Origin of the sequence: Actinoplanes palleronii, assembly GCF_016862315.1 — a bacterium.
GTDB lineage: Bacteria > Actinomycetota > Actinomycetes > Mycobacteriales > Micromonosporaceae > Actinoplanes > Actinoplanes palleronii.
Map to the genome: position 1 here is coordinate 12,560 of NZ_BOMS01000078.1, position 25,366 is coordinate 37,925.

The 25,366-nt window shown below is 69.6% G+C and carries 24 protein-coding genes; 10 read left to right on the top strand and 14 right to left on the bottom strand.

The annotated features are described in order from the left end of the window. Positions 1 to 4 precede the first annotated feature (4 nt). The 8 genes from Apa02nite_RS25665 to folP all read right to left on the bottom strand — a co-directional run bounded on the left by Apa02nite_RS25665 (position 5) and on the right by folP (position 6,608). Complete coding sequence (locus tag Apa02nite_RS25665) at positions 5 to 1,951, bottom strand: hypothetical protein (protein WP_203827252.1); 1,947 nt, start codon at positions 1,949 to 1,951, stop codon at positions 5 to 7. A gap of 139 nt (positions 1,952 to 2,090) precedes the next feature. Then, positions 2,091 to 2,582 (bottom strand): hypothetical protein, encoded by a 492-nt coding sequence (locus Apa02nite_RS25670; protein WP_067699149.1) that lies wholly within the window; start codon positions 2,580 to 2,582, stop codon positions 2,091 to 2,093. An 86-nt stretch (positions 2,583 to 2,668) separates the two neighbouring features. After that, entirely contained in the window at positions 2,669 to 2,950 is a 282-nt protein-coding gene (locus Apa02nite_RS25675) for a hypothetical protein (protein WP_373873057.1), read from the bottom strand. A 16-nt stretch (positions 2,951 to 2,966) separates the two neighbouring features. Beyond that, complete coding sequence (locus Apa02nite_RS25680) at positions 2,967 to 4,208, bottom strand: ABC transporter permease (protein WP_203827254.1); 1,242 nt, start codon at positions 4,206 to 4,208, stop codon at positions 2,967 to 2,969. A gap of 127 nt (positions 4,209 to 4,335) precedes the next feature. After that, positions 4,336 to 4,857 carry a DUF3180 domain-containing protein gene (locus tag Apa02nite_RS25685; protein ID WP_239164562.1) on the bottom strand — a complete coding sequence of 174 codons (522 nt, stop codon included), beginning with the start codon at positions 4,855 to 4,857 and terminating at the stop codon, positions 4,336 to 4,338. Then, positions 4,854 to 5,381, bottom strand: a complete 528-nt coding sequence (folK, locus tag Apa02nite_RS25690) for a 2-amino-4-hydroxy-6-hydroxymethyldihydropteridine diphosphokinase (protein WP_203827255.1) — start codon at positions 5,379 to 5,381, stop codon at positions 4,854 to 4,856. The genes Apa02nite_RS25685 and folK overlap by 4 nt, the downstream gene beginning before the upstream one ends. Next, positions 5,378 to 5,743 carry a dihydroneopterin aldolase gene (gene folB, locus Apa02nite_RS25695; protein WP_203827256.1) on the bottom strand — a complete coding sequence of 122 codons (366 nt, stop codon included), beginning with the start codon at positions 5,741 to 5,743 and terminating at the stop codon, positions 5,378 to 5,380. Before folB ends, folK begins: the two co-directional genes overlap by 4 nt. A gap of 28 nt (positions 5,744 to 5,771) precedes the next feature. After that, positions 5,772 to 6,608 (bottom strand): dihydropteroate synthase, encoded by an 837-nt coding sequence (gene folP / locus Apa02nite_RS25700; RefSeq protein ID WP_203827288.1) that lies wholly within the window; start codon positions 6,606 to 6,608, stop codon positions 5,772 to 5,774. A 363-nt stretch (positions 6,609 to 6,971) separates the two neighbouring features. On the opposite strand from folP, the gene Apa02nite_RS25705 reads away from it, so the two are divergent. The 7 genes from Apa02nite_RS25705 to Apa02nite_RS51200 are packed head-to-tail and all read left to right on the top strand — an operon-like array spanning position 6,972 to position 15,197. Beyond that, positions 6,972 to 7,268, top strand: coding sequence for a hypothetical protein (locus Apa02nite_RS25705; RefSeq protein ID WP_067699135.1), 297 nt, complete (start codon positions 6,972 to 6,974; stop codon positions 7,266 to 7,268). Between the two features lies 1 nt (position 7,269). Next, entirely contained in the window at positions 7,270 to 7,632 is a 363-nt protein-coding gene (locus Apa02nite_RS25710; protein WP_067699133.1) for a hypothetical protein, read from the top strand. Further along, a complete protein-coding gene (locus Apa02nite_RS25715; RefSeq protein WP_203827257.1) occupies positions 7,629 to 10,961 on the top strand; it encodes an ATP-binding protein in 3,333 nt (1,110 codons plus the stop codon). Before Apa02nite_RS25710 ends, Apa02nite_RS25715 begins: the two co-directional genes overlap by 4 nt. Position 10,962: 1 nt before the next feature. Beyond that, complete coding sequence (locus Apa02nite_RS25720; protein WP_203827258.1) at positions 10,963 to 12,927, top strand: MFS transporter; 1,965 nt, start codon at positions 10,963 to 10,965, stop codon at positions 12,925 to 12,927. 4 nt (positions 12,928 to 12,931) lie between these two features. Continuing rightward, positions 12,932 to 13,477, top strand: coding sequence for a hypothetical protein (locus tag Apa02nite_RS25725; protein WP_203827259.1), 546 nt, complete (start codon positions 12,932 to 12,934; stop codon positions 13,475 to 13,477). Further along, positions 13,474 to 14,595, top strand: coding sequence for a M23 family metallopeptidase (locus Apa02nite_RS25730; RefSeq protein WP_067699125.1), 1,122 nt, complete (start codon positions 13,474 to 13,476; stop codon positions 14,593 to 14,595). Before Apa02nite_RS25725 ends, Apa02nite_RS25730 begins: the two co-directional genes overlap by 4 nt. Beyond that, positions 14,595 to 15,197: a hypothetical protein gene (locus Apa02nite_RS51200; RefSeq protein ID WP_239164563.1), complete on the top strand. Its 603-nt coding sequence runs from the start codon at positions 14,595 to 14,597 to the stop codon at positions 15,195 to 15,197. The genes Apa02nite_RS25730 and Apa02nite_RS51200 overlap by 1 nt, the downstream gene beginning before the upstream one ends. Positions 15,198 to 15,200: 3 nt before the next feature. On the opposite strand, the gene Apa02nite_RS25735 is transcribed toward Apa02nite_RS51200, so the two are convergent. Next, a complete protein-coding gene (locus Apa02nite_RS25735; protein WP_203827260.1) occupies positions 15,201 to 15,623 on the bottom strand; it encodes an Rv0361 family membrane protein in 423 nt (140 codons plus the stop codon). A gap of 351 nt (positions 15,624 to 15,974) precedes the next feature. Between Apa02nite_RS25735 and Apa02nite_RS25740 the strand changes: the two genes are divergently transcribed. The 3 genes from Apa02nite_RS25740 to Apa02nite_RS25750 are packed head-to-tail and all read left to right on the top strand — an operon-like array spanning position 15,975 to position 19,622. Then, complete coding sequence (locus Apa02nite_RS25740; RefSeq protein ID WP_203827261.1) at positions 15,975 to 18,578, top strand: FtsK/SpoIIIE domain-containing protein; 2,604 nt, start codon at positions 15,975 to 15,977, stop codon at positions 18,576 to 18,578. Beyond that, positions 18,575 to 19,318, top strand: a complete 744-nt coding sequence (locus Apa02nite_RS25745; protein WP_239164564.1) for a hypothetical protein — start codon at positions 18,575 to 18,577, stop codon at positions 19,316 to 19,318. Before Apa02nite_RS25740 ends, Apa02nite_RS25745 begins: the two co-directional genes overlap by 4 nt. A gap of 43 nt (positions 19,319 to 19,361) precedes the next feature. Continuing rightward, the gene (locus Apa02nite_RS25750) at positions 19,362 to 19,622 is read left to right on the top strand and encodes a hypothetical protein (RefSeq protein ID WP_067699121.1); all 261 of its coding nucleotides are present in this window, start codon (positions 19,362 to 19,364) and stop codon (positions 19,620 to 19,622) included. 62 nt (positions 19,623 to 19,684) lie between these two features. Here Apa02nite_RS25750 and folE read toward each other — a convergent pair whose 3' ends face one another. The 5 genes from folE to Apa02nite_RS25775 all read right to left on the bottom strand — a co-directional run bounded on the left by folE (position 19,685) and on the right by Apa02nite_RS25775 (position 25,317). After that, positions 19,685 to 20,332, bottom strand: coding sequence for a GTP cyclohydrolase I FolE (gene folE / locus Apa02nite_RS25755; protein WP_203827290.1), 648 nt, complete (start codon positions 20,330 to 20,332; stop codon positions 19,685 to 19,687). Next, the gene (ftsH, locus tag Apa02nite_RS25760) at positions 20,329 to 22,341 is read right to left on the bottom strand and encodes an ATP-dependent zinc metalloprotease FtsH (RefSeq protein ID WP_067699117.1); all 2,013 of its coding nucleotides are present in this window, start codon (positions 22,339 to 22,341) and stop codon (positions 20,329 to 20,331) included. The genes folE and ftsH overlap by 4 nt, the downstream gene beginning before the upstream one ends. Positions 22,342 to 22,640: 299 nt before the next feature. Continuing rightward, a complete protein-coding gene (gene hpt / locus Apa02nite_RS25765; RefSeq protein ID WP_067699115.1) occupies positions 22,641 to 23,216 on the bottom strand; it encodes a hypoxanthine phosphoribosyltransferase in 576 nt (191 codons plus the stop codon). A 65-nt stretch (positions 23,217 to 23,281) separates the two neighbouring features. Next, complete coding sequence (tilS, locus tag Apa02nite_RS25770) at positions 23,282 to 24,256, bottom strand: tRNA lysidine(34) synthetase TilS (RefSeq protein WP_203827262.1); 975 nt, start codon at positions 24,254 to 24,256, stop codon at positions 23,282 to 23,284. A 2-nt stretch (positions 24,257 to 24,258) separates the two neighbouring features. Further along, complete coding sequence (locus tag Apa02nite_RS25775) at positions 24,259 to 25,317, bottom strand: Rv3626c family coenzyme F420 biosynthesis-associated protein (RefSeq protein ID WP_203827263.1); 1,059 nt, start codon at positions 25,315 to 25,317, stop codon at positions 24,259 to 24,261. Positions 25,318 to 25,366 lie beyond the last annotated feature (49 nt).

Genomic DNA, 25,366 nt, shown 5'->3' on the forward strand with positions numbered 1-25,366 from the left:
CAGATCACCAGTTCTTCTGGTCCGGAGGGTCGCCTCGGTAGCCGGGCATGTTGGCGAAATCGGCCAGCGAGCCGACGTTGGTGTCGTTTGCCGAGGGGCGGTGGCGGCGAGCCTTGTACTGGGCGGAGTCTTCCGGGTTGGTGGGGAAGCCGCCGCTGTCCGGGTCGAAGCCGTCCTCGGGGCCGTAGCCGGGTCCGTAACCGGCCTCCGGGTCGTAGCCGTTGTCGGGGCCGTAGCCGTTCCCTGGGCCGCCCTCGGGACCGTAGGTGTTGCTCCCCGGGACGTAGGTGTTGTCCGGGCCGTAGGTGTTGTCCGGGCCGTAGGTGTTGTCCTGGACGTAGCCGGGCGAGGTGCTCGGGTCGTGGTATCCGCCGGTGGCCGGATCGTGGTATCCGCCGGTGGAGGGGTCCTGGTAGCCACCCGCGGCCGGATCCTGGTAACCAGCGGTCGCCGGGTCCTGGTAGCCACCGGTCGCCGGGTCCTGGTAGCCGAATTCGGTGCCGGGAGGGCCGGAGTTCGGGTTGGTGGATCCGGTGTAGCCGTCGGGGCGGCCGTATCCCGGGCCGCCGGGGCCGCCGGGGCGGACGGCGGCTGCGGCGCGCGGGGGGCCGGACATGGCGGTCTGGCCGCCGGAGCCGTAAACGCCGCGGACCTGACTGGGGATCACACCGGGGGCGCCGGGGCCGTTCGGACCGGGGACTCCGGCACGGGCGGGGCCGGGCATACCGGGTCGCGCCGGGCCGGGGCCGGCCATCCCGTTCGGGCCGGCCATGCCACCCGGGCCGGCCATGCCGTTCCCGCCGGGACCGCCCATACCGCTGCCGCCCGGGCCGACGGGCATGCCGCCGGGGCCCGGCGGGGGTGCCACGGAGGCCCGGGCCGCGCCAGCGGCCGGCATCGGCACCGAGGCCGCACCGCGCTGCCGTGGCATCGAGCCGCCGGGCGGGGCCACCACGGCACCGGCCGAAGCCGCACCGACCGAGGCCGAGCCCACCGAGGCGGAACCGGCGGCCGGGCCGCCGACCGACGCGGAACCGGTGGGTACCGCGGCCGACGCGCGTCCCGCCGGACCACCGGGGGACATCGGGCGGGCGCTGCCCGCGACCACGGCACGGCCGCCGTTGCCCCGGACCGGTTCCGGAGCGGGCGCGCTGGGCTGGCCGTACTCGTCGTAGTAGTCGTTCTGCTGGTCGCCGTAACCGAGCTCGGCGTCGTAGCCGTTGGAGCCCGGACCGTAGGTGGCAGGCTCGTCGAAGCCGGGCTGAGGGTCGAAGCCCTGCTGATCGTCGAAACCGGGCTCGTCGTAGCCCGGCTGTTCGATGAAGGAGGGCCGGCCGTTGAAGGCGCCCTGCGGCGGGCGGCCGCCCGGGCTGAAACTTCCCGCCGGCGCGAAGCCGTTGGGCCCGCCGTTCGGGACGAAGCCGTCGTCCGGCGTAAAACCGTCCTGAGCGCCACCCTCCGGGCCGAAACCGTCGGCGACGAAGCCGCCGTCCGGGCCGAAGCCGTTGTCCGGCGGGAAGCCACTCTCCGGGCCGAAGCCGACTCCATGCTCAGCGCTGCCATTTGACTGCGGACCGTAACCACTTGCCGTGGCGGCACCGACCTGCACCCGGCCGCCTGGCTTGCGTGGCGTCAGGGGTGGTCGATGCGGATCCGGCCCGCCGGCCGGCGTCGATATTTCCGCCTTCAGCTCCTTGCGGAGCCGGTCCATCTCTTCCGCGACGCGATCCTCGACATCCATCCGAAGCAACACCGGATCGCTGCGGATCAGCACCGACGCGCCGATCAGCACGACGCTGACCGCGATCAGCAGCACCGCGAAGCGCGCCGAGTTCGAGTTCCCACCGAGCAGCACCACGGCCGCGGCCAGCGGGGCGAGGGTTACGCCCGCCCAGACCAGGCCGCGGAGCAGGCGTGCACTGTGTCCCGCTTGAGAGTCGCGTTCCGGCATGGGCGCTGATGTTACCGAGAGTGCGCCCGGGACGAAACGGCCGAACGCCGGGTGGCATACACCGACCCGGCGTTCGGTACATCCGTCGAGTGGCCGTCAGCCGGTGGCGAGAGCGCCGTCCGGGCTGGTCCCGCTCGGCTCATCGGGTCCCGCGGCGGCCGCCCAGGGTGGCCAGGCCGACGATCCAGCCGACGAACAAGCCGTAGCTCGCTCCGCTGCCGGCCGCGTTGAACGCACTGATCAGCGACGGGTTGGTCAGGAAGAGCGTGGCGAGCAGGGCGGCGAACCCGCCCGCGAAGATGTACGCGGCCCAGCCGGCGAAGAACTGGCTGATCGTGCCGCGGGCCCGGGCCAGCTGCGAGCCGGGCAGCAGGTAGAGGAAGAGCAGGGTCAGCACGACGAGCAGAATCGCCTTGAGGTCGCCGACGATCACGTCGCGCAGCGATTCCGAGGTGTCGAACGTCCAGGCCGGCCAGTGCAGCAGGCGCAGCCACCAGCCGCCCGCCGTGTTCGGGTTGGTGTTGTCCGCGGCCCAGTCCCCGTACCAGGGGCTGCCGAAGACCAGCACGAGTATGAGCGCGGCGAGGGTGCCCGCACCGGGCGCGGTCTTGTATCTGTTTCCGAGAGCCATGGCCCCGCTATTCCCAGCGGGGCCACGCTCTCAAACGATGGGCGTCACTACATGCCCGGAGGGCGGCGATTGATGCCCGCGACGCCCTAATTACTCAGATAGTCGATGAACGCGGCCCGCAGCAGCGGCTCCTGAGCGCCCAGGTCGCGGCCCTCGAATTCACGCCAGAGCGCGACGGCCTCGTCCACGGTCGGTCCGATCGAGTTGGGCGCGCCGTCCAGGGACGCGGCCTCGTCGGAGTCGGGCAGGTGCTTCAGCACCGACCAGAAGAAGCGCACGTCGTGGTGCTCGCGGGCCTTGGCGAAAGCGCGCTCCCGCAGCTCTTCGGTGGGCAGGGCGTCCAGTTCGGCGAAGCCGGGCATGGTCATGTCCGAAAGCATACTTTCAGCGGGTGGCGCCCCAAGGTCCGTCGTCCCACCGGTCGCTGCGCGCGGCCGGGGCGGCCGGCGTGTTCCAGGTTTCCGGCAGGGTCGGCGACCAGGTGGTGACGCCGCCGGATGGCGCGGCGTTCCAGTCCGCGGCAGCGGCCGCACCGGCCAGGCGACCGTACGACTCGACGATCCGGGTGGCGACGAGCCCGGCAATGAACACCGTGCCGGCGATCGCGAAGAGCGAGATGTCCAGCTCCCGGCGGGTCTGGTAGTCCAAGAACAGGGTCAGCCCGGTGACCGCGAAGAGCGTGCCGAAGATGCCACCGCGCCGGCCGTACGCGCTGGTCCCGCCGAGCAGGGCCAGCCCGAGGCCGATACCGGTCCACTCCAGCCCGGTGCCGGGCCGGATCGGGTCGGCCGTGTTGCCGGCCAGGATCACGCCGGCGCCGGCCGCGAAGACCGAGGAGAGGATCAGCGCCAGCAGCACCGGCAGCACCACGGCGGAGCCACGCCGGGCGGCCGGGTCGCCGACCGGGCGCATCCGGCCGAAGAACCGGCGCACCGGGCCGATCGCGCCGAGCCCGCCACCCAGCACGGCCAGGATCGCGAAGCCGCCGAAGAGAAGGAACGCGCGGCCGGTGGGCTCCCAGGTGCCCTGCACCGCGACCGGGTCGACCCGGAGCTGGTCGAAAGTGATCACTCCGAACGCGGCGGCCAGGGTGGCCGCCCAGCCGGGCACGTGCAGCAGCAGGATCAGCGCGCCGACGATCAGGCCGCCGACCGCCGCGATGATCAGGGCCGGGACGAGCGACTGGAGGATGCCCTTGTCGCCGTTCTCGGCGAACTGGAACTCGGCGGCCAGCACGATCGGGCCGATCGCCAGGTTCGGCACGCCGGCCCGCAGCGACAGCCCGGCGCCGAGCGCGACCAGGCCGATCGCCGCACCGGCGACCAGCAGGCCGTCCAGCGCCGGCCGCTGCAGGGCGGCGGAGTCCTCGCGCCACAGCAGGAAACCGAGCACACCGGCGACCACCAGGAGAACGACCTCCCAGCCCAGGTGCACCCCGAGCCGGTCGCGGCCGTCGTCCTCGGCGGGAGCGGCAGCCGGGATCGCGGTCACCGGCGCCGCCAACGACTGGTCGAGCGTCCCACCCGCCACGGCGTCCTCGAACTGCACGCGGCGACGGTACGCAGCCGGATCGTTCTCGGCCGTGCTCTCACCCGGCCGACGCATCGTGGTGTCGTCGTACGCCATGGTCCGCGCCTCCTTACGCCTCCACGAGCGGTTCGAGGCGCACGCTACTCCGGGACAGCCCGCCCGCCGCACAGAGTACGGATACGAAGCGGACTCAGTTCAGACCCGCCGACGACGAGTCCGCACGTCAGCGGCGACCGGTCGGACGGTCGGAGCCGTCGTCCTCCCGATCGGGCCGGTCCGGCACCCGGCAGGTGCGCTCCAGCCACAGCGCGGCGCCGACCAGCGCCGCGGCCGCGAACAGCGTGGTGCCCACGGTCGGCACGTCCGACTGGGCGGCGTCGGTGGGCTCCAGCGCCAGCCAGGCGAGCACGCCCGCGGCGAAGCCACCGGTGAGCGAGCCGACCAGCGAGGACGCCTTGGCGAGTGCGACGTACCGCGCGACCACCAGCGGCTCGACCCGGGGCGCGCCCGGCTTGCGCTGGATCCGCGCGGCGGTGTTGTGCGCCAGGTAGGCCTCGGCGACGGCGAGCGCGAACAGCACGATCGCGGCCGTCCACGGCAGCGGCGTGAGCTGGTAGAAGACCTGGTTGTAGCCGAGCAGCAGCCAGCCGAGGGCCGCGCCGATCAGCGCGGCGACCACCAGAGCCGAGACGCTCGTCGGCTGCAGTGACGGGTCGGTCGGGCGACCGTCGGGATTGGCGCTCACAGGGTCGACTCTAGCGACAGATCCGGACGCGACGTCACCGCGGCGACGTCGGCGGCGAGTTCCGGCACGTTCAGCAGATCGGCGATCCGGCCGTGCCCGGGCAGTTCGCCGCCGGGTTGCAGGTCGAGCCACGGGCGCAGCACGAAGGCGCGCAGGTGGGCACGCGGATGCGGCAGGGTCAGCTCGGGATCGTCGCTGGCCACCGACCGGCCTTCGGCGTCCCAGACGGCCAGCACGTCGACGTCCAGGGTGCGCGGGCCGTACCGGCGTTCCGGGTCCCGCTCGCGACCTTCGGCCGCCTCGCACGCGCGGGCGCGAGCAAGCCAGTCGCGCGAGGTCGCGGCCGCGTCCTCGGCGAGGAGCACGGCATTGAGGTACGGCGGCTGCTCGGTGTCGCCCCACGGCGGCGTCTCGTACACCCCGGACACCTGCCGGACGCTCCCGCCGAGCAGGGCCACCGCCGCGCGCAGGTGCGCCAGCCGGTCACCGAGGTTGCTGCCCAGCGACAGCACGGCGCGGGTCACCGGGCGCGCTCACGGCGTAGGGTCACCGCGACGTCGGCGAACTCGTGCGGGATCGGCGCCTGCGGCTTGTGCACGGTGACCTCGGCGGCGACCACCCGCGGGTCGGCCAGGCAGACGTCGAGCAGCCGGTCGGCGAGCCGCTCCAGCAGGTTGACCGGCTCACCGGTGAGCACTCCGACCAGCGCGGACGCCAATTCGCCGTAGTGCACGGTGTCCGCCACGTCATCGGTCGCCGCGGCACGTTCCAAATCAAGATCCAGGTGTACGTCCACAACGAAGTCCTGGCCCTGCTCACGCTCGAAGTCGTACACGCCGTGGTGGCCGCGGGCGCGCAGGCCGGTCAGCGTGATCCGTCCGGTCAACGGTCTCTCCCTCGCTCCAGGTGGCACGTCAGCTCGGCTCCCCGCCGTACGAAATCTGGTTGGTGATGAGTCGCGGCGATCCGGTGGCGCGCCAGACGGCCAGTGCGTCGACGGTCTCGCGGACCTCATGGACCCGGACGCCCCAGGCGCCGGCGGCGGCGGCCAGCAGTGAGGTGGCGAGCGTGGCCGCCTCCCGGCCGTCGACCGGGCGCGGCGTGCCGTCCGGACCAGCGAGGAGCCGGCCCAGGTAGGTCTTGCGGCTGGCCGCGAAGAGCACCGGGAAACCGAGGTCGACGAGGACGTCCAGGCGGGCGCTGAGTGCCCAGTTGTGTTCCGCGTTCTTCGCGAACCCGAGCCCCGGGTCGATAACGATCTGACCGGGATCGACACCTGCCGCGATCGCGGCGTCGGCCCGGGCCCGCAGTTCGTCGCGCACCTCGGTGACCACGTCCCGGTAGCTGGCGAGCTGCTGCATGTCGCGGGAGTGCCCGCGCCAGTGCATCAGGATCCACGGGCAGCCGGCCGCCGCGGCGACCGCGGCCATGCCCGGATCGGCCAGACCGCCGGAGACGTCGTTGATCGCCACGGCGCCGGCCGCGAGGGCTGCCTCGGCGACCGCGGCCCGCGTGGTGTCGATGCTCAGCGGGACGCCCGCGGCGGCGAGCTGTTCGATCACCGGCACGACCCGGGCGGCCTCCGTCGCCGCGTCCACGCGCTCGGCGCCGGGGCGGGTGGACTCGCCACCGACATCGACGATGTTTGCGCCCTGGTGCATCAAAGAAATGCCATGTTCGACGGCGGCGCCCAGGTCGGCGTACCGCCCGCCGTCGGAGAAGGAGTCCGGGGTGACGTTCAGGACGCCCATCACGACCGGGTGATCCCGGTGCAGCAGCTCAGCGCTGGTGACCTGCGCTTCTGTCGGCGGAGTCGGCACCCGTAGAGAGTACGGGGCAAGGGTCGTTCGAACAGGTGTACGATACGTGATGACTCAGATTCAACCACTCCTTCACCTTGAGTAACGAAACGGACGCTTGTTGCTCGCAAGTACGAGCCGTACTCTTCGGATCTGGGCATCATGAAGTGACCGAAGAGAGCAGACGAGCATGGCAATGCCCGAACGGCTCACTCGACGTGGTGAGCTACAGGCAGCACGATATGGGCGTTGCCGAACGGCTTCAACACTGCAGCGTGTCCGTACCCCCCATACCGGACACGGGGAGGTTTACCGATGATCGCCACTGAGCTCGCCGGACAGGTCACGACGGCGTTCCAGAGCACTGTGCTCGCCGCCGCCGCCGACCCCAAGGGCATCAACACCTCAGGCATCGTCACTTTCTTCGCGAGCAACGTCGCGCCGATCCTGCTGGCCGTGCTGGGGGTCATCTTCATCGGCCGCGCCAGCCGCGGTGAGATCTCCAAGGTGCTCACCAGCTCGGCGATCGCCATCGTGGGCCTGGCCTTCATAGCCGGCGCCGCGACGCTCTTCTTCCTCGGTGACTACCTGATCAAGTTGATTTTCAACTGAGATGCGGCTCCGGACCGACGACGACATCTACCGGGCCCGCCTGGTCTATCTCGGCCCGCCCGGGTACACGCTGCCCGTCCACCTGCCGTACGCGCAGTACGGCATGTTCGTGGTGCTGGTGCCGCTCTTCATGGTCATTCACTACTTCCTCACGCTCGAATTCGACCCGTTCCCGGCCTGGGAGATCGCCCTGGCCATGGTGACGACGTCGTACGTGTTCCGGCATGTCGATCCGGACCGGCCGGCCCGGATGGTCATCCGCACCGCGCTCACCGACTGGCGCCGCACCCGCGAGCCCGCCATCGAGCGACGCGACCCGAGGCTTGTCGCCACGCGCATTCGGGTTCGGGAGGAGTTGGTATGACCAGCGGGAATCCGTCGCAGGGGCATCCCCGCGGAGGTGAGTCGTCGCCGGGCAGGCAGAGTAACGGTGTGCGCTCGGACAACTACTCCTCGCCGGACTCCCTCGACGAGGTCGAGGAGCTGGTCACCGCCCCCGGTCACGGCGGCGTGGGAGTGTTCCAGGCACCGAACGCGGTCCGTTCGCACGGCGCCCCGGTCGACACCACCTTGGACATCGACTCGCCGTTCCTCGATCTCTTCGGTGGCACCAGCACGCCCGCCCGGCCGATCCCGGCCACCCGTCCGAGTGATCTTCCGGCAAACCCGGAGGAGACCAACGGCCGCCGTGCCAACGGATCCGGCGGATCGAACGGATCCCGTGCGGTGCCGCTGCCGGCCGCCCCGATCGCGGAGCCGCCGGTCGCCGAGCCGCCCGCCGCCGACGGCTGGCAGGGCGCGCCGTTCACCCGGGCCCCGGCCGGCCCGGAGCCGGACTATTTCCCGGAACCCGCCGCGGTGCCCGACGACCCGGACGCCGACGACTGGTCCGAGTACGACGAGTGGCCGCCGAAAGCCGCGCAGCCCGCTCCCACTCCGGCGCCGGCGCCGGCCCGTTGGCAGAGTGTCGCCGCTCCCGCCGAGTTGCCGCCAGCTCCCGAGCCCGTCGCGGCCGCCCTGCCGGTGCCGGTCCCGGAGAAGGCACCCGCCCGGCGCAAGGAGAAGGCGCCGGCCCGCCGGGACCCGTCCCGCGGCCGGGAGCCGAAAGCCCAGAAGCCGGTGCCGCTGCGCCCGCAGAAGCTCAAGTTCAACGACCGCGACCCCTCGATCGAGCTGGCGATCAGCGAGATCGCCGGGCACCTCACGTTCACCCAGAGCACCGTCACGGCCTGGTACTACCTACCCGAGGTCCGCTGGGCGTTCCGCCCCGACGCGGAACGTGAGGCGCTGCTCAGCGCGATCTCCGAGCAGTACGCCGGTCTGGCCGGGTTCCGGCTGCACCTGCGGCGCACCACCCGGCCGTTCCCTGCCGACGAGTGGGCCCGCACCGTCGACTCGTTCACCGCCAAGCCGCTGCCCGACGTGCACGGCGGGACGTCCTGGTCGGACCACCTGGTCGCGGCGCAACGGCACCTGCTCTCGGTGAACCACGCGGAGGGGCAGACGTACCTCGGTGTCACGTTCGCCCGGCGCTCGCTCGGCGACACGTTCTCCGAGCGGGTGCTGCGCGCCTTCGGCCGCGGCACGTCCGAGAACGAGCGGCGCAAGCTCGGTCGTACGGTCGAGCAGTTCGACGAGGTGCTCAACGCGTTCGGCATGCGCGGCCGGCGGGTCACCCCGCAGGAGCTGGAATGGCTGCTGTTCCGCTCGGTGGCACTCGGCATGGCCCCGCCCGGGCTGCTCTCCCCGGTCTCCAACGGCCACTGGGAGACCGGCGACCTGCTCGCGCTGACCGAGCAGGTGGAGCGGTACCGCACGCCGTACGGCTCCACGGTCAAGCTGGTCAACCGGATGACCGGCGAGGAGCGCCACGTCGCGGTGCTCTCGGTCGGCCGGATGGAACCGCTGGAGATCCCGGAGAAGCACGAGCCGTGGATGCACTTCCACGAGCGCCTGCCCTGGCCGATGGAGCTCTCCTCCCGGCTCGACATCCTCGGCTCGAACAGCTCGTTCAAGAACCTCGAGCACCGGCTGCGGATGATCCGCTCACAGCAGCTGGACTACGCCGAGCACGGCATCGACGCGCCGCCCGAGCTGGAACGCCTGGCCAAGCGCGCGCTGGTGATCGGCGACGAGATGACCACCGGGCTGCCCACCGACTCGGCCCGGGCGCACGGCTGGCACCGGATCGCGGTCAGCGGCGCCAACCGCGAGGAGTGCCTGGAACGCGCCCGGCGGCTGATCCAGCTCTACTCCCGGGAGTTGCGGATCTCGCTGCAGCACCCGAAGAACCAGGACCAGCTGGCCCGCGAGTTCATCCCGGGCGAGCCGATCGCCAACACCGGGTACGTCCGGCGGATGCCGGTCAAGCTGCTCGCGGCGGCACTCCCGCAGGCCGCCTCCACGGTCGGTGACCGGCGTGGCGACCTGATCGGGCGTACCGCTGGCACCTGCCGCCGGCCGGTCTTCCTCGACCTGCACTTCCCGATGGAGGTGCGGGAACGCTCCGGGCTCGGCGTCTTCGTGGCCGAACCCGGTGGTGGCAAGTCCACGCTGATGGGCGCGCTCGGCTATCTCAACGCCCGCCGTGGCGTGCAGGTGACCCTGCTCGACCCGTCCGGGCCGCTCGCCCGGCTGTGCTCGATGCCGGAGCTCAAGCCGTACAGCCGGGTGATCAACCTGACCGGTTCCGAGCAGGGGACGCTCGCACCGTACGCGCTGATCCCGACCCCGGTCCGCTCCGAGTTCTCCACCGGCGCCCCCGGCGACCGGGAATACGAGATCGCGGTCTCCAACGCGCGGGCCGAACGCCGCATGCTGGTCCAGGACATCTGCTCGATGCTGGTGCCGCCGCAGGTCGCCAAGGAGGCGTCCACCGCGACGCTGCTGCGGCACGCGGTACGCCAGGTCCCGGCCGAGGAGACGTCCACCCTCGACGACGTGGTCACCACCCTGCAGCAGCTGGACAACGACGAGGGCCGCGAGCTGGCCAACCTGTTGCTGGACACCGCGGAGATGCCGCTCGCGCTGCTCTTCTTCGGCCGGCCGCCGGCACACCTGCTCGGTGCGGACGCCGCGCTCACCGTCATCACGATGGCCGGTCTGCGACTGCCCGACCTGAAGATCGAGCGGGAGTACTGGTCGGCCGAGGAGTCGCTGGCACTGCCGATGCTGCACACCGCGCACCGGCTCGCCGTCCGGCGCTGTTACGGCGGCTCGATGTCGTCCCGCAAGATGGTCGGCCTCGACGAGGCGCACTTCATGGAGGGCTGGCGGTCCGGCCGGTCGTTCCTGGTCCGGCTCGCCCGCGACTCCCGGAAGTGGAACCTGGCCGCGATGGTGGCCTCGCAGAACCCGCGCGACATCCTCGGCCTGGACGTGCAGAACCTGGTCTCCACCGTCTTCGTCGGCCGGATCGCCGAAGACCAGGAGATCGCTTCCGAAGCGTTGCGGTTGCTGCGGGTCCCGGTACACGACGGGTACGAAGCGACCCTCGCGTCGCTGTCCCAGGTCGACACGTCGTCCCAGCAGCGGCTGGGCTTCCGCGAGTTCGTGATGCGGGACGTGGACGGTCGGGTCCAGAAGGTTCGCGTCGACGTCTCGTATGTCGACGGGTTGTTGGAGCACCTGGATACGACGCCTGGAGCGGCGCAGCCGACGGTGGTGCCGCTCCCATCCGACCTGGAGGTTTGAGATGGTGCGGCGGGGGTTGGCGCTATTTTCGGCTCTGGTTGTGATGGTGGTGGCGTCGATCGCTTGGGCGGTCGCCGCCCCATCGAGCGCCTCCGCAGCTCCGGGCAAGGCGCCAGGTGGCGCCTGCAGCGTGGAGGAGTGGGGCGGCAACCTCGATGGCTGCCTCAGCCGCCTCATGGAGACCGTCGGAGACAAGGCAACATGCGAAAACGCACCAACTCCCACCACCCCTGATTCCGGCCTGGCGGGATGGTTCGCCGAGATGCCTGCGGCAGCAGAATTGCCCGGCCGCAAGGGCATGTACACCAGATACGGATACGCCGGCTACAGCTTCCCAACCTACGACCAGGATGGCGGGTGCGCCGCCGTAGTAACCGAGGCTGATTCACGGGTTGAGTCGACAATTGCCAATGGCGAGTTCATGTTCGCAACTGGCATCATCGGGGCTTCGAATGCGCTACGCGAACGAGCATGGGACCCACAGTCACTCTGGAGCTGGGCCGACAGCCTCGTAGAAAAAGCAACAGTTGCCGTTTACGATAAAGTGTTCCATGTTTTCGGGGTTATCACTCTCGCCGTAGTCGGCATGTATCTGATCTGGCGCTCCCGGCAAGCCGACATGGGAGCAGCGACAACAACCGTGGGTTGGGCAATCCTCGTGATGGTTGGCGTCACGGCAATCGCGGCTTGGCCTGTCCGCTCCGCCAACTTGGCAGACCAGAGTCTCGTGACCTCGCTAAGCGTCGTTCATGACGCGCTTGATCCACAAACCAAGGCCGACGTGGACAACGTCTGCAAGCTCGATGACCCTGCGGCCTGTGCCGATAACCGGCCGCCAGCGGTACGCGCCAGTGACACAGTCACCGAAACAATGCTTTATCGGAACTGGCTGCGAGGCATTCTCGGCTCAGCCGACAGCGAGACCGCCAAGAAGTACGGATTCGCACTCTACCGGGCACACTCTTTCAGGTGGGACGAAGCCGAAGACATCAGAAACAACCCGGGAACCCGGGAAGCTGCAATTACACGCAAAAAGGATCAATGGAAAGCAATTTCCGCTCAAATTAAAACCGAGGATCCCGAGGCCTACCAATACCTACAGGGAACCAACGGGATGGAGCGTATCGGGTCTGGATTCATCGCCGCTTTAGCTGCGCTAATGTTCGCGATGTTCGACCTCACAGCATCCATTCTTGTACTGCTCGGGTTCCTCGTATTCCGATGGGCGGTAATCGCCGCCCCTGTTCTCGGGACAGTTGGACTTCTGCAACCTGCGAGCGCAGGCATCCGACGTCTCGCAAACGCAGTTGTGGCAGCCATCTTCAACATCGCAATCTTCGGTACTGGAGCTGCTGTCTACCTCTTCGCCGTCGACCTGATCATGAACACAGCCACTCTTCCCGGATGGCTTCAGGTCGTGCTGGTCTGGCTCTGCGGCGTGGTCGGGTGGCTATTGCTTCGCCCGTATCGCCGGATCACACAGCTCGGCGGCAAGGACGGCGCTGCCACGATCGCATCCGGAGGTTCGTGGCATCGCCGCTTCTTCCGAGACATGCGGGAGGCAGCCAAGCTCGACGTCGCCGAGGGTGGCGACACCCGCCCGATGATCGGGAAGGACGGGCGTGTGGTCTTCGCCGAGCAGCGAAACCTGCGTCCTGAAGCCAGGCTTGAAGATCCCGCTCACGCCGCGGCGTCCCGCAACGAGACGACCGTTACCACGGCGAACGACGGTTCGAGGCGCGCGCTGCCAGCACGGCCGGACGGCAAGGAGACGGTCCGGGAGACCACCCCTGTCGCCGAGTCGACCGACGCAGGACGGCCGACACCGAGTCGCACCCGGCGCAACGCCGAGTGGACCGAACCGGACGTGGCAGAACGCCCAGCGTCGTATGCGATCTATCGGCCGGAGACGGGTTCCACCACCCAGGAACCGGCAACTCCGCGGGTGCGCTCCGAGGCGAGGTGACCACATGTCTGGGGTGATCGCACGCGCTCTCAATGCCGTCTTCCGCAGCCGGTGGGGCGTCGCCCTCGTGCTGGCCGTGATCGTGCTGGCCGTCGTCGGTGTAGGCCGGCTCTTCTCGGACGGGAAGTCAGGTTCGCCCACGGTGGGCCTGGGTTCACCCGCGCCGGCGATCAGCATCAACCCGTCAGATGACGACAGTGTCGTCTCGTCGGAGCCGCCGCCTACGCCGAAGACCGTTCCCGGGCGGGCTCAGCCGGACGCCGTCGCCTACGCGTTCGCCTCCGCGTGGGTCAGCCACACCGGCGTCACCTCGAAGAAGTGGGTGGACCGCCTCCTACCGAACGCCACCACCGACCTCGCGGACGAACTCCGCGGCGTGGACCCGGCCGGCGTCCCGGCGAGCCGGGTGATCGGCCGCCCGGTCATCGACGCGGTCAACGACACCATGGTCAACGCGGTGATCACGATGGATTCCGGCAAGCTCAGCCTCCGCCTGGTCGCCCCGGACGGCCACTGGCTGGTCGACGGCATCGACTGGGAAGCCGCGTGAGCCTCCGGCGGCCGCGCAAGGCCATTCTCCTCATCGCACTGGTGACGACGCTGGCCGTCCTCTGCTGCGCCGGCAGCGTCACACTGATCCTGTTCGGCGGGCTCGACAAGGACGACGAACAGGCAAACATGAACGCGGCGGCGTTCGGCTGCGGCGAGGCCGGCCCGATCGATGCGAACGCCAAGCTGCCCACCATCAAGCAGTACGGCGCCGATCAGGTCCGCAACGCCTCCATCATCATCAACGTCGGCGCGAAGTTGAAGATGCCGCCGCGGGCCTGGGTGATCGCCGTGGCCACCGCGATGCAGGAGTCCCGGCTGGTCAATCTCGGTAACCTGGGTTCCCGGAACGACCATGACTCGCTCGGCCTGTTCCAGCAGCGGCCCAGTTCCGGCTGGGGGACGCCGACACAGGTGCGGAATCCGGAGTACGCCGCCACGAAGTTCTACGAAAAGCTCAAGAAGGTTCGGGGCTGGCAGGGGAAGTCACTCACTCGCGCAGCACAGTCCGTGCAGATCAGCGCGTATCCGGACGCGTATGCCAAGCATGAGCCGGTCGCCACCCAGCTGGTGAACATGTTGGCCCACGGCGCGGCGAACGCGGTAGGCAGCTCAACCTCGATGACCTGCGCGGTATCCGGGCAGATCGCCGCCTCGGGTTGGACGGACCCGGTGCACGCGGAGGTCGGTTCCGCCTTCAGGTCGCCGGAACGACCCAACCATCAAGGTGTTGACCTGATCGCCAGTCGGTACACGCCGATCACCGCGGCGGCGAGCGGCATCGTCTCGATGGTCAAGTGCGACGAGGACTTCCGGGGCAGGAAGACCTGCAATGTCGACGGATATCCGGGCAAGGGCGGATGCGGTTGGATGGTCGAGATCCAGCACGCCGGTAACGTGATGACCCGTTACTGTCACATGGTGCAGAAGCCCTTCGTCCAGAAGAACCAAAAAGTGACCGCTGGTGAAGTCATCGGCCGGGTAGGCACCAGCGGAAACTCCTCCGGGCCGCACCTGCACTTCGAGGTTCACATGAACAATGACCGATCGAGCTCAGGCGCCATCAACCCCGTTCCGTTCATGCAGCAGCATGGCGCGGCTCTTGGCAACGCAGGATGATGGACGATTCATTCCCGGACCCTTTTCTCGACCAGGAACACTGGGGGCTCGAGCCACCAAGGCCGATAGCTCCGGTTCCGGCCACGATGAGCGGCCAACTACGTGGACGTCGAGTCCTCATCGGCCTACCTGGGCTTGGCTGGCGAGGCGATCTTCGAGCTGATGAGAAAGTCATCCAGGGAAGTCGAACCTATATTCCCGTCATGCCAGAATCAGAATGGTATCGGGCTGAGTCCGAGCAGACCGAAGTGTTCGCCGCGCTCGTCCCGATAGACCGGGTCTGGGTTGAGGATCTCGGCGTTTCCATCATGTCGAGCCCAACCCTGCAGCCAAAGCCTCAACTGGTCTCACTTGATGAACCACCTCGGCGGGAGCCCACCCCATCTGAACAGGCCAGCTCTCTGACTGGTAGGCGCGCTGTCAGACTCCTCGACGATGGTGGAGAGCAACGGGACCTACGCGCCACAACAGAGTTGTACACCAGCGAAAGCGGCGAGACCTGTGCCCGAGTCGCCGTCGAGCTCGACTGGTACCGCTGGTCCTGGAATGGGCAATTCCCACAAACTCTGGAGGTCTCCGCTAGCCTTCTTTGGCTTGAATAAGAGTCAGGCAGGGGCCGCCGAGCAAACTCTCCAACCGTCATTATTCGACAATTTAAATTTCCACGGATCAAACGCTTCCGAGCCATCGGATGCCGATCGCACAATATTGACATTTGCGACAGCTTGATCACCAGATGCCTGCACAGCCAGATCTCTCCAGGTCACCACAATCTCACTGGAGTTTTTCTCCTCAGATTTTTTAATACTATCCCGAAATGAGCTGAGGCTGCTCAGATCGCTGTTTTCCTTACAGGTATACAAAGCGGCGCTTTGATCATTACGATCAGCCAAGTAGGCGCCGAGGAAATTGAACACAACTTCGCTCGGGTCCGACCGCTTCACCTCGGTGGCGTTGTCGTAGACGGCGACGATTACGCCCACGCCGCCCAAGCACAACAAGGCCATCACCCCCGCCCCCAGCGCCACCCACAACCGCGCCTTCCGGCTCCGCAGCCGCCCCCTCCGGCTCCGAGGCGCCTTCACCCCGCCCACCGGACTCGGGACCGGCGGGACCGCCGGGGGTGTGGGGCCCACTCCGGTCTCCGGCTCACGCGGCTGCATACCTACGACACTAATTCGTCCCCGCGCTCCCTTCACGACAGGGCGAGTGCCCAATCGCACTCACCCGCCCGCGCCCGCACCGAAGGGCGACACTCCGGACATCTCCTGATAGGACATACCCCGGGACCGGCCCCCGCGCGGGCCTCGACACCGCACCGGGACCGCATTGCGTGGACCACCGCAGGTCTGGGATAGGTTTTATGCGCGCGACAGGAGGTGACGGCAGTGGCGGATTCGACTCTGCGGGTCCGGCAGGCCGCTGCTTTGCACCGGCAGGCGGTGGCGACAGCGGACGCGGCCTCCGGCGCGCTGGAAGCGTACGCACCAAGCGTCGCTGACCCGCGTGAACAGCACCGGCTTGCGGAACACCTGAGGGTGGCCGCTGCCCAGCTCGCGCCGGGGTGGCTAGGGGCGCCCTTGGAGGCGCTGACCCCCCAGGCGCCGCTCGGTGGCGGGCAGTCGCCGCAGTTCGTCCGGATCGGGGTGGCGCAGCCGCTCGACGACGTCCGCTTCCCGGCCATCGTGCCGCTGCTCGGGACCGGTCATCTCACGGTGGATGCCAGCGCCACCGACCCGCGGGTGTTCGGCCTGCTCCGGGCGATCCTGCTGCGCCTGTTCGCGGCCGCACCGGCCGGGTCGCTGCTGGTGCGCGCGGTGGACGGGGTCGGTGGCGGCTCGGTCTTCCAGCCGTTCGAGGAGCTGTTCGACGCCGGCCTGATGTCGCCGCCGGCGATCGACCGGCAGGGGCTGCGGGACGTGCTCACCGAGGCGGAGAAGTGGCTGCGCCCGGCTCGCAGCGGCGGCAGCACCTCGCGCCGGATCCGGCGGGACCGGATGCTGCTCGTGGTGATCGCCAGCCTGCCCGAGCTGACCGAGGGCGAGGAGCTGCGCCGGATCGCCGCGCTGGCCCAGCAGGGTCCGGATTCCGGGCTGCACCTGATCGTGGCCGGCTGGCCGCCTCCGCCACTGACCGCGGAGACCACCCAGGCCCCGCTGCCGCGCACCACGTCGGTCTCGGTGCGCAACCCGTTCGCGGTGGTCGGCGACCCGCCCGGTGGCTCGTTCGGGTCGACGCCGGACGCGCCGTGGCTCAACGCACCGGTCTTCCTCGACGAGGAGCCGCCGCGGCACCTGATCGACGCGGTCTGCCACGAGCTGGCCGCGCACACCGCGGCGGCGTCCCGGGTGACCCTCTCCGACCTGCTGCCGGAGCCGGCCGAGGAGCTGTGGTCGGCGGACGCGGCCGGCGGGGTGGAGACGGTGGTCGGGCATCACGGTGACGTGCCGCTGGTGCTGCGGTTCAACGACCTGACCCCGCACTGGATGGTCGGCGGCCGGTCCGGCGCCGGCAAGACCGCCTTCCTGATCAACGTTTTGTACGGTCTCGGCACCCGCTACTCCCCCGACGAGCTGGCCCTCTACCTGCTCGACTTCAAGGAGGGCGTCTCCTTCGCCGAGTTCGTGCCGACCCAGCGCGACCGCACCTGGCTGCCGCACGCCCGCGCGGTCGGTGTCGAGTCCGACCGGGAGTACGGCCTGGCCGTCCTCCGCGAGCTGGACGCCGAGATGGGCCGCCGGTCGATGGCGTACAAGCGGGCCGGTGTCGCCCGCTTCTCCGACCTGCGCGTGGTGGCGGCCGAGGAGGGCCGGGGGCGTCCACTGCCCCGGGTGCTGTGCGTGATCGACGAGTTCCAGGTGCTGCTGGCCGGCAACGACCCGACGGCCGCCGAGGCGGTGAGCCTGCTCGAGTCGCTCGCCCGCAAGGGCCGGTCGTACGGCATACACCTGGTGCTGGCCAGCCAGACCGTGCTCGGTGTCGAGGCGCTCTACGCCAAGCGTGATTCCATCTTCGGCCAGTTCCCGGTACGGATCGCGCTGCCCGGCGGCGGCGACGTGCTGGAGCCGACCAACGACTCGGCGGCCGGCCTGCCGCTGGGCAGTGCCGTGGTGAACACCGCCGGCGGTCTGGGCGGCCCCCGTGGCGCCACCCGCGGCCACGAACGGGTGGTCCGCTTCCCCGACCCGCACGCCGACCAGCGACTGCTCAGCGACCTGCGGCACAAGCTCTGGGGCGCCCGCGACCCGGAGGCCGTCCCGCCGCGGATCTTCGCGGGGTACGCCCAGCAGCACCTGGCCGACGACCCCACCTATCGTGCCGCGCTGGCCGGGCGGGCGTCCCGGCCGACCGCCCTGGTCGGCCGCATGATCGACGTGAGCCTGTCCACCGCGGCGTTCCCCCTGGACTCGTCGCCGGGCCGGCACCTGGCGATCCTGGGGTCCCAGGCGGCCGGCGCCGAGGTGCTGGACGCCGCGGCACGCAGTGTGGCCGCCTGTCATTCCCCGCGGACCACGCGCTTCGTGATCGCCTCCCTGGTCGCCGAGGGTGACGCGCTGGCCGAGGCCCTGGCCGCGGAGATCTCGCACCGCCAGGAAGTGGTCGTGGTGGACGCCGCCGGGCTGGCCGCCGAGCTCGTCTCGGACCAGCCGGGTTACCGGGTGGTGTTCGGGATGGACGCCGCACCGCCGGGTGGCCTGAGCGGCCTGCGGCAGCTGCTGCGGGAGGGGCCGAGCCGGGGCGCGCACCTGCTGTCCTGGTGGCGCGGGGTGCGCCGGTTCGGCGAGGAGACCGGCGGCAGCATGGGCCGCGAGGACGTGGCCGGCCTGCTCTTCCTGAACGTGCCTCAGTCCGACGTGACGCTGATGCTGAGCCGCTCGGTCGACTGGCAGCCCCGGCCGAACCGCGCGCTGCTGCACGACCGCCACACCGACCGCACGGTCACCGTGGTCCCCTTCGTCCACCCGGAGAGCGACCACCCATGACCGAGCAGACCGAACACGGCCGGGTGCCCTACCAACCGAGCTCGGCCCAGGGCCAGGGCTCGGGCCAGGCCGGTCCGCCCGCTCAGGCCGTCTCGCCGGAGGCCGGGCCCTGGGCCGCCTATCTGGCCGCCGCACGGGAACTCGACGCGGTGCGTCGCGCGGCGAGTTCGGTGGCCGGGGAGCAGGCCGCGACGATCGACGCGGCCCGGCAAGAGCTTTCTTCGGTACGAGCGCGGCTCGCACCGCAGCGCGCCCGGCTGGTGCGCGACTTCGGCGTACCAGAATTGGATCTGACGCCCTATGAGGGTGAGCGGGCAGCGGCGCTGGCCGCGGTGACCGGCGGACCGGAGGCCGTCCTGACCGCGCTGCGACAGGCCCGGACCACAGCGGACGCCGCGGATCACGCGTTCATCGGTCCGGTGCCGGCCGGTCCGGGCCGCCCATGGGCGCGCAACCTTCTGGTGTACGGCCCGTTCGCGGCGGCCGTGCTGTTCGTGCAGATCGTGCTCTACCTGGTGGCGCCGAGTGGCTCCCTGCCCACCTACACGCTCCTGTGCGGGCTCAGCATGCCGCTGCTGGCCTTCGGGCTGGGGTGGGCCACCATCGGCTTCGTGTGGGGCCCCGACGCCGAGAAGGGCGGAGCCTCGCCGGACCGCACGCCGGTGGTGGGCATCGTCGCCTGCCTGACCCCGGTGCTGCTGACATGTATGGGTCTCGGCCTGCAGTCCCTGTTCAGCTGAACCCGCCTGATCCGATCCGGACAAAGACTGCGAGGGGTAGACCGTGGCGAACGTCGAAGAGGTAAAGGTGAACCTGGCCGCGTCGGTGGACGGCGCCGGCCGCGCGATCACCGGCATCCAGGTGGTCGCCGACCAGCTGGACCAGTCGCTGGCGCTGCTGCGGATGACCGCTGTCGGGTCGTTCCACCCGAGCACCGTGGCGGCCATCTCCCAGCTGGAGCAGGCCCGCACCCGGCTGGACGAGGCGACCCAGTTGACCCGCGCCGCGATGGACTCGGCAAATCAGTTCCGCGCGATGATCTGACCCTGGCGTACGAAAAAGGCGGCCCGCTCAGCAGGCCGCCTTTTTCGAAGAACCGCACCCGCTCAGCGGGCGTTGATCAGTGCCATCGCCTCGGCACGGACCTTGCCGTCGGTCTGGAACGCGCCCCGGACCGCCGAGGTGACCGTCCGCGCGCCGACCTTCCGGATGCCGCGCATCTCCATGCAGAGGTGCTCGCACTCCAGCACCACGATCGCGCCGCGCGCATCCAGCTTCGCCATCAGGAGATCTGCTATTTGCGACGTGAGGCGCTCCTGCACCTGCGGGCGCCGGGCGAAGACCTCGACCAGGCGGGCCAGTTTCGACAACCCGGTGATCCGGCCGTTGGTGCCCGGGATGTAGCCGATGTGCGCGACCCCGGTGAACGGCAGCAGATGGTGCTCGCACATGCTCTGCACCTCGATGTCGCGGACCAGGACGAGTTCCTCGTGGTCCGCCTCGAAGGTGGTGGTGAGCACGGTCGCCGGGTCGACCCGCAGGCCGGCGAAGAGTTCCGCGTAGGCCCGGGCGACGCGGGACGGGGTGCGTACCAGACCGTCCCGGTCCGGGTCCTCACCGATCGCGATGAGGATCTCCCGGACCGCTTTCTCGATCCGCCCGAGGTCGACGGCGTCCTCCACCGGAGTTCCGGTGAGCTTGCCATCGACCAGCCGGGCGGCGAGATAGTCGAGTTCGTCTTTGGTGCTGATCAGTTACTGCCTTCCACGGCGCCGTTGGAGTTCGGCCCCACGGCAATCTGACCATCCGCCTCGGCCTGCGCCTTCAGCTTCGCCCGCTCGGCGGGCGTGACCACCGGCGGAGCCTCCGACGGCAGACGCTTGCCGAAGCCGTTGAACGGCGCCATCGGCGCACGCTTCTGCACCCGGGCGCAGATCCGGCTCATGTCGTCCTGGGTGATGGTTTCCTTCTCCATCAGCTCCAGGACCATGTTGTCGAGCACGTCGCGGTACTCGACCAGGATCTCCCACGCCTCGTCGTGCGCGAGCTCGATGAGCGCACGCACCTCCGAGTCGATGTCGGCGGCGACCGAGTCCGAGTAGTCCTTCTCGTGGCCCATGTTGCGACCCATGAAGGGCTCGTCACCGCTGGTGCCGTACTTGACCGCGCCCAGCTTCGAGCTCATGCCGTACTGCGTGACCATGGCCCGGGCCAGACCGGACGCCTTCTCGATGTCGTTGCCGGCGCCGGTGGTGGGCTCGTGGAAGACGAGCTCCTCTGCGGCCCGGCCACCCAGCGCGTACGCCAGGGTGTCGATCATCTCGGCGCGGGTCTGGGTGTACTTGTCCTCGGTCGGCAGGACCAGGGTGTGACCCAGCGAGCGACCGCGCGGCAGGATCGTCACCTTGTGCACCGGAGCCGAGTGCGGCAGCGCGTAGGCGACCAGAGCGTGTCCACCCTCGTGGTACGCGGTGATCTTCTTCTCGTTGTCGCTCATCGCCCGGGTGCGGCGCTCGGGGCCGGCGATGACCCGGTCGATCGCCTCCTCGAGGTACTCGTTCGAGATCGCCCGCTTCTCGTGCCGGGCGGTCAGCAGAGCGGACTCGTTGATCACGTTGGCCAGGTCGGCGCCGGAGAAACCGGGCGTCCGGCGGGCCACCGCGTCGAGGTCGACGTCGGGCGTGAACGGCTTGCCCTTGGCGTGCACCCGGAGGATCGCCTTGCGGCCCTCCATGTCCGGGTTGTCGACCGGGATCTGCCTGTCGAAACGGCCCGGACGCAGCAGCGCGGGGTCGAGGATGTCGGGCCGGTTGGTGGCCGCGATCAGGATCACGCCACCCTTGGTGTCGAAGCCGTCCATCTCGACGAGCAGCTGGTTGAGCGTCTGCTCGCGCTCGTCGTGACCGCCGCCCATGCCGGCGCCGCGGTGCCGGCCGACCGCGTCGATCTCATCGACGAAGACGATCGCCGGAGCGTTCGCCTTGGCCTGCTCGAAGAGGTCGCGGACCCGGCTCGCGCCGACGCCGACGAACATCTCCACGAAGTCCGAACCGGAGATCGAGTAGAACGGCACCCCGGCCTCGCCGGCGACGGCGCGGGCCAGCAGCGTCTTACCGGTACCGGGCGAACCGAAGAGCAGCACGCCCTTCGGGATCTTCGCGCCCAGAGCCTGGTATTTCGCCGGGTTCTGCAGGAAGTCCTTGATCTCGTGGAGTTCCTCGACCGCCTCGTCGGCACCCGCCACGTCGGCGAACGTCGTCTTCGGCGTGTCCTTGGTGATCATCTTCGCTTTGGACTTGCCGAAGTTGAGCACCCGCGAGCCGCCACCCTGCATCTGCGACATGAACAGCAAGAGCAGGACCACCAGAATGGCGATCGGCAGCAGGTTGATCAGCAGACTGAGCAGGATGTTGTCGCCGGAGACCGTGGCATTGGTCGTCCCGCTGATCCGACCGGCCGTCTTGGCCGCCTGGACGTCCGCCCAGATCTGATCGGTGACCTCGTAAGGATATTGGGTTTCGATCTTGTCGGTGGTCTTGCCGTTGAACTGTTCGGGATCCTTCAGGTCGATCTGGAGCGTCTGCTCCTTGTCCTTCTGGACGACCTTCTCGATCCCGGGCAGGTTCAGACGGTCAAGCGCGACCGAAGTGTCCACCCGTTGGTAGCTCGGACCACTGGTGAAGATCGAGCTCAGCGCCACTACGCCGATGATCACCAGAATGATCCAGACCACCGGGCGGCGGAAGAAACGCGTACGTTCCATACTGTTGTCGGGCGCCAAGCGCCCGGACCCTCCTGATCTGGCGTCCTGGTCACCTCAACGTCAACCGCCCACCGGCGGCTGCCGGAAATCAATTCCCCCGCTTGGCCGCGGCGAATCACTCCCAGCCCCTCCGGCGCTCGTGACACCACGCCATCGGTCACTCGACCGTACACCGTAGGCACCGCTTGCGAACCCGTGAGGCCAAGGGGCGAACTCCACGTAACCCCCCGCATTCCAGCGTGTTTCAGTAATAAAACGGTTCATAACCACCATTACTGAGAACACGCTGAGAAAACGGTTCAGCTACGGGCGTAGACCTCCGGCTTGAGAACGCCCACGTACGGCAACTCTCGGTAGCGCTCCGCGAAGTCCAGCCCGTAACCGACCACGAACTCGTTGGGGATGTCGAAGCCCACGTAGCGGACCGGGACCTGCACCTTGACCGCGTCCGGCTTGCGGAACAGCGCCACCACCTCGACGCTGGCCGGCTGCCGCGACTCGAGGTACTTCATCAACCAGGACAGGGTCAGCCCGGAGTCGACGATGTCCTCGATGACCAGCACGTGCCGGCCGGTGATGTCCCGGTCCAGGTCCTTCAGGATGCGGACGACGCCGGACGAGGTGGTGCCCTGCCCGTACGACGAGACCGCCATGAACTCCATCTCGGTGGACGGGCCGTGCCGTCCCAGCGCGCGGGCGAAGTCGGCCATGAACATGACCGCGCCCTTCAGCACGCAGACCAGGAGAATGCCTTCCGTGGCTTCGGCGTGGTCAACCGAGACCTGCTTCGCCAGCTCATCGATCTTCTCGCGGATCTCCTCTTCCGAGATGATCACGTGGTCGATGTCGGCTTCGTACCAAGAGCCATCAGCCATGGGACTAAGCCTGCCGCATGGAGGTTACCGTTCGTGAAACGGGGCCTGTTTCCGATCCCGATCGCTCACTTGATATGGGCCGGAACCACCCGAACGAGGTCACTTCCCCGCCGTTCGACGCCGATTCCGGCCGGCAGGAAGACCGAACCCTGCCCGTGCCAGCCGGTCACCAGGGCGTCCAGGGCTATCACGTGCGAGTACGCCAGCGCCCCACCCGGCGCTCCCAGCTCCCGAGCCCACCGGTGCAACACCCGTCCCCGGACCGCGGCGAGCAGCCCGGCCAGCACCGGCACCGACAGCCCGGCGGCCGAGCGGGACTGCTCCAGGGCGGCGGCGGCCAGCTCGTCCAGCGCCGCGTTGTCCACCGCGACGAGCGCGGCGGTCCGGGCCAGGTTGCCCACCACGGCCGGGCCCAGCTCGGCCACCAGGGTGGGCAGCGCGGTCCCACGGACCCGGGACCGGGCGTACGCCGGATCGGTGTTGTGCGGGTCCTCCCAGGGCGCCAGGCCCAGGGCGGCGCAGGCCTTGCGGGTGTCCGCCCGGGCCACGTCGAGCAGCGGCCGGCGGAACACCCCGCGCCGCTCCGGCATACCGGACAGCCCACGCGGGCCGGCCCCGCGGGCCAGCGCCAGCAGCACCGTCTCGGCCTGGTCGTCGCGGGTGTGCCCGAGCAGCACGGCGGCCGCGCCGAACTCACCGGCGGCGGCCTCGAGGGCCTCGTAGCGGGCGGTCCGGGCGGCGGCCTCGGGGCCACCGGGCCGGCCGGCCACCGTGACGGTGGACACCCGCACCGGGTCGAAGCCGGCGTCCCGGGCCCAGGCCGCCACCGACCGGGCCCGGCGGTCCGAGCCCTCCTGCAGCCCGTGATCCACCGTGACCAGGCCGGCTCGGCCCAGCACGAACCGGGCCGCGGCGGCCAGCGACAGCGAATCCGCCCCGCCCGAGCAGGCGACCAGCACCAGGGCGTCCGTCGGCAGGTCGGCCAGGCAGCGGCGGACCGCCGAGCGGACCGCGGCGACCGGCGCCGGGATCCGGGCCACGGTCAGTCGAGCGCGGCGTGCGAGCCGTGGACCCGGGTCACCCAGGCGTCCGGGTCACCCAGCTCCTCCAGCCAGGGCAGGGTCAGCGGCGACTCGAAGATCTTGTTGAAGCCGTCCATGCCGACCCGCTCGACCACGCCGTGCACGAACTTGTGGCCCTCCGCGTACTGCCGCATCTTGACCTCGATGCCGAGCAGCCGGCGGATGGTCTTCTCCAGCGGGTTGCCGGACTCCCGGCGGCGGTTGAACTTGGCCCGGATCGACTCGACACTGGGGATCACCTCGGGGCCGACGCCGTCCATCACGAACTCGGCGTGCCCCTCCAGCAGGGTCATCAGCGCGGTCAGCCGGTCCAGCACGGCTTTCTGCCCGGGGGTCTGCACGATGTCCAGCACCGAGGCCCGGCTCTCCGGGTCGCGCAGCGCCTCGGAGAGCGTGCCGACACCGCGCCGCACCCGCTCCAGCAGGTGCTCGCCGCCCTGCGAGGCGTCGACGAACGCCTGCACCTGGCCGAGGAAATAACCCCGCATCCAGGGCACCGCGGTGAACTGGGTGCGGTGGGTCACCTCGTGCAGGCAGACCCAGAGCCGGAAGTCCCGCGGATCCGCGCCGATCTTGCGCTCGACCTCGACGATGTTCGGCGCGTTGAGCAGCAGCTGGCCGGGGTCGCCGGAGAACACCTCGTATTGCCCGAGGACGCGGCCGGAGAGATAGGCCAGGATCGTGCCGGCCTGCACGCCGGTCACCCGGGAGCCGATCGCGTCGGCGAACGCTCCGGGCTGTTTGTCGCCGGAGAGCTTGGTGACCAGCGGAGTGATCACCTGCTGGAGGCCGGCGATGTTCACCTTCGCCCAGTCGCGGCGGTCCACCACCCGCACCGGTGGAACCGCGACCTGCGAGATCAGGCCGGTGTATGCCGCCACGTGGCCGGCTGCCTGATCGGTCAGCTCCCGCAGCTCGGACACCACCTGAGCGGCCTCGTCATAAGAGACCGCCGGGCCGGATTTGGAGAGCGCGCCAGCGGTCGCGGCGGCCAGATCCCAGTCTACGAACTGCGCCATGCAGCCGACAGTACCCGCGCGACTCCACAGCGCACTCCGGAGAAACCCC

Coding starts and splice junctions, on each gene's coding strand:
- Apa02nite_RS25670 (WP_067699149.1), bottom strand. CDS start 2,582: ATGGCTCTCGGAAACAGATACAAGACCGCGCCCGGTGCGGGCACCCTC.
- Apa02nite_RS25725 (WP_203827259.1), top strand. CDS start 12,932: ATGTCTGGGGTGATCGCACGCGCTCTCAATGCCGTCTTCCGCAGCCGG.
- Apa02nite_RS25705 (WP_067699135.1), top strand. CDS start 6,972: ATGATCGCCACTGAGCTCGCCGGACAGGTCACGACGGCGTTCCAGAGC.
- Apa02nite_RS25675 (WP_373873057.1), bottom strand. CDS start 2,950: ATGACCATGCCCGGCTTCGCCGAACTGGACGCCCTGCCCACCGAAGAG.
- hpt (WP_067699115.1), bottom strand. CDS start 23,216: ATGGCTGATGGCTCTTGGTACGAAGCCGACATCGACCACGTGATCATC.
- Apa02nite_RS25710 (WP_067699133.1), top strand. CDS start 7,270: ATGCGGCTCCGGACCGACGACGACATCTACCGGGCCCGCCTGGTCTAT.
- Apa02nite_RS25680 (WP_203827254.1), bottom strand. CDS start 4,208: ATGGCGTACGACGACACCACGATGCGTCGGCCGGGTGAGAGCACGGCC.
- folP (WP_203827288.1), bottom strand. CDS start 6,608: ATGGGCGTCCTGAACGTCACCCCGGACTCCTTCTCCGACGGCGGGCGG.
- Apa02nite_RS25665 (WP_203827252.1), bottom strand. CDS start 1,951: ATGCCGGAACGCGACTCTCAAGCGGGACACAGTGCACGCCTGCTCCGC.
- Apa02nite_RS25775 (WP_203827263.1), bottom strand. CDS start 25,317: ATGGCGCAGTTCGTAGACTGGGATCTGGCCGCCGCGACCGCTGGCGCG.
- Apa02nite_RS25715 (WP_203827257.1), top strand. CDS start 7,629: ATGACCAGCGGGAATCCGTCGCAGGGGCATCCCCGCGGAGGTGAGTCG.
- ftsH (WP_067699117.1), bottom strand. CDS start 22,341: ATGGAACGTACGCGTTTCTTCCGCCGCCCGGTGGTCTGGATCATTCTG.
- Apa02nite_RS51200 (WP_239164563.1), top strand. CDS start 14,595: ATGGACGATTCATTCCCGGACCCTTTTCTCGACCAGGAACACTGGGGG.
- Apa02nite_RS25720 (WP_203827258.1), top strand. CDS start 10,963: ATGGTGCGGCGGGGGTTGGCGCTATTTTCGGCTCTGGTTGTGATGGTG.
- Apa02nite_RS25745 (WP_239164564.1), top strand. CDS start 18,575: ATGACCGAGCAGACCGAACACGGCCGGGTGCCCTACCAACCGAGCTCG.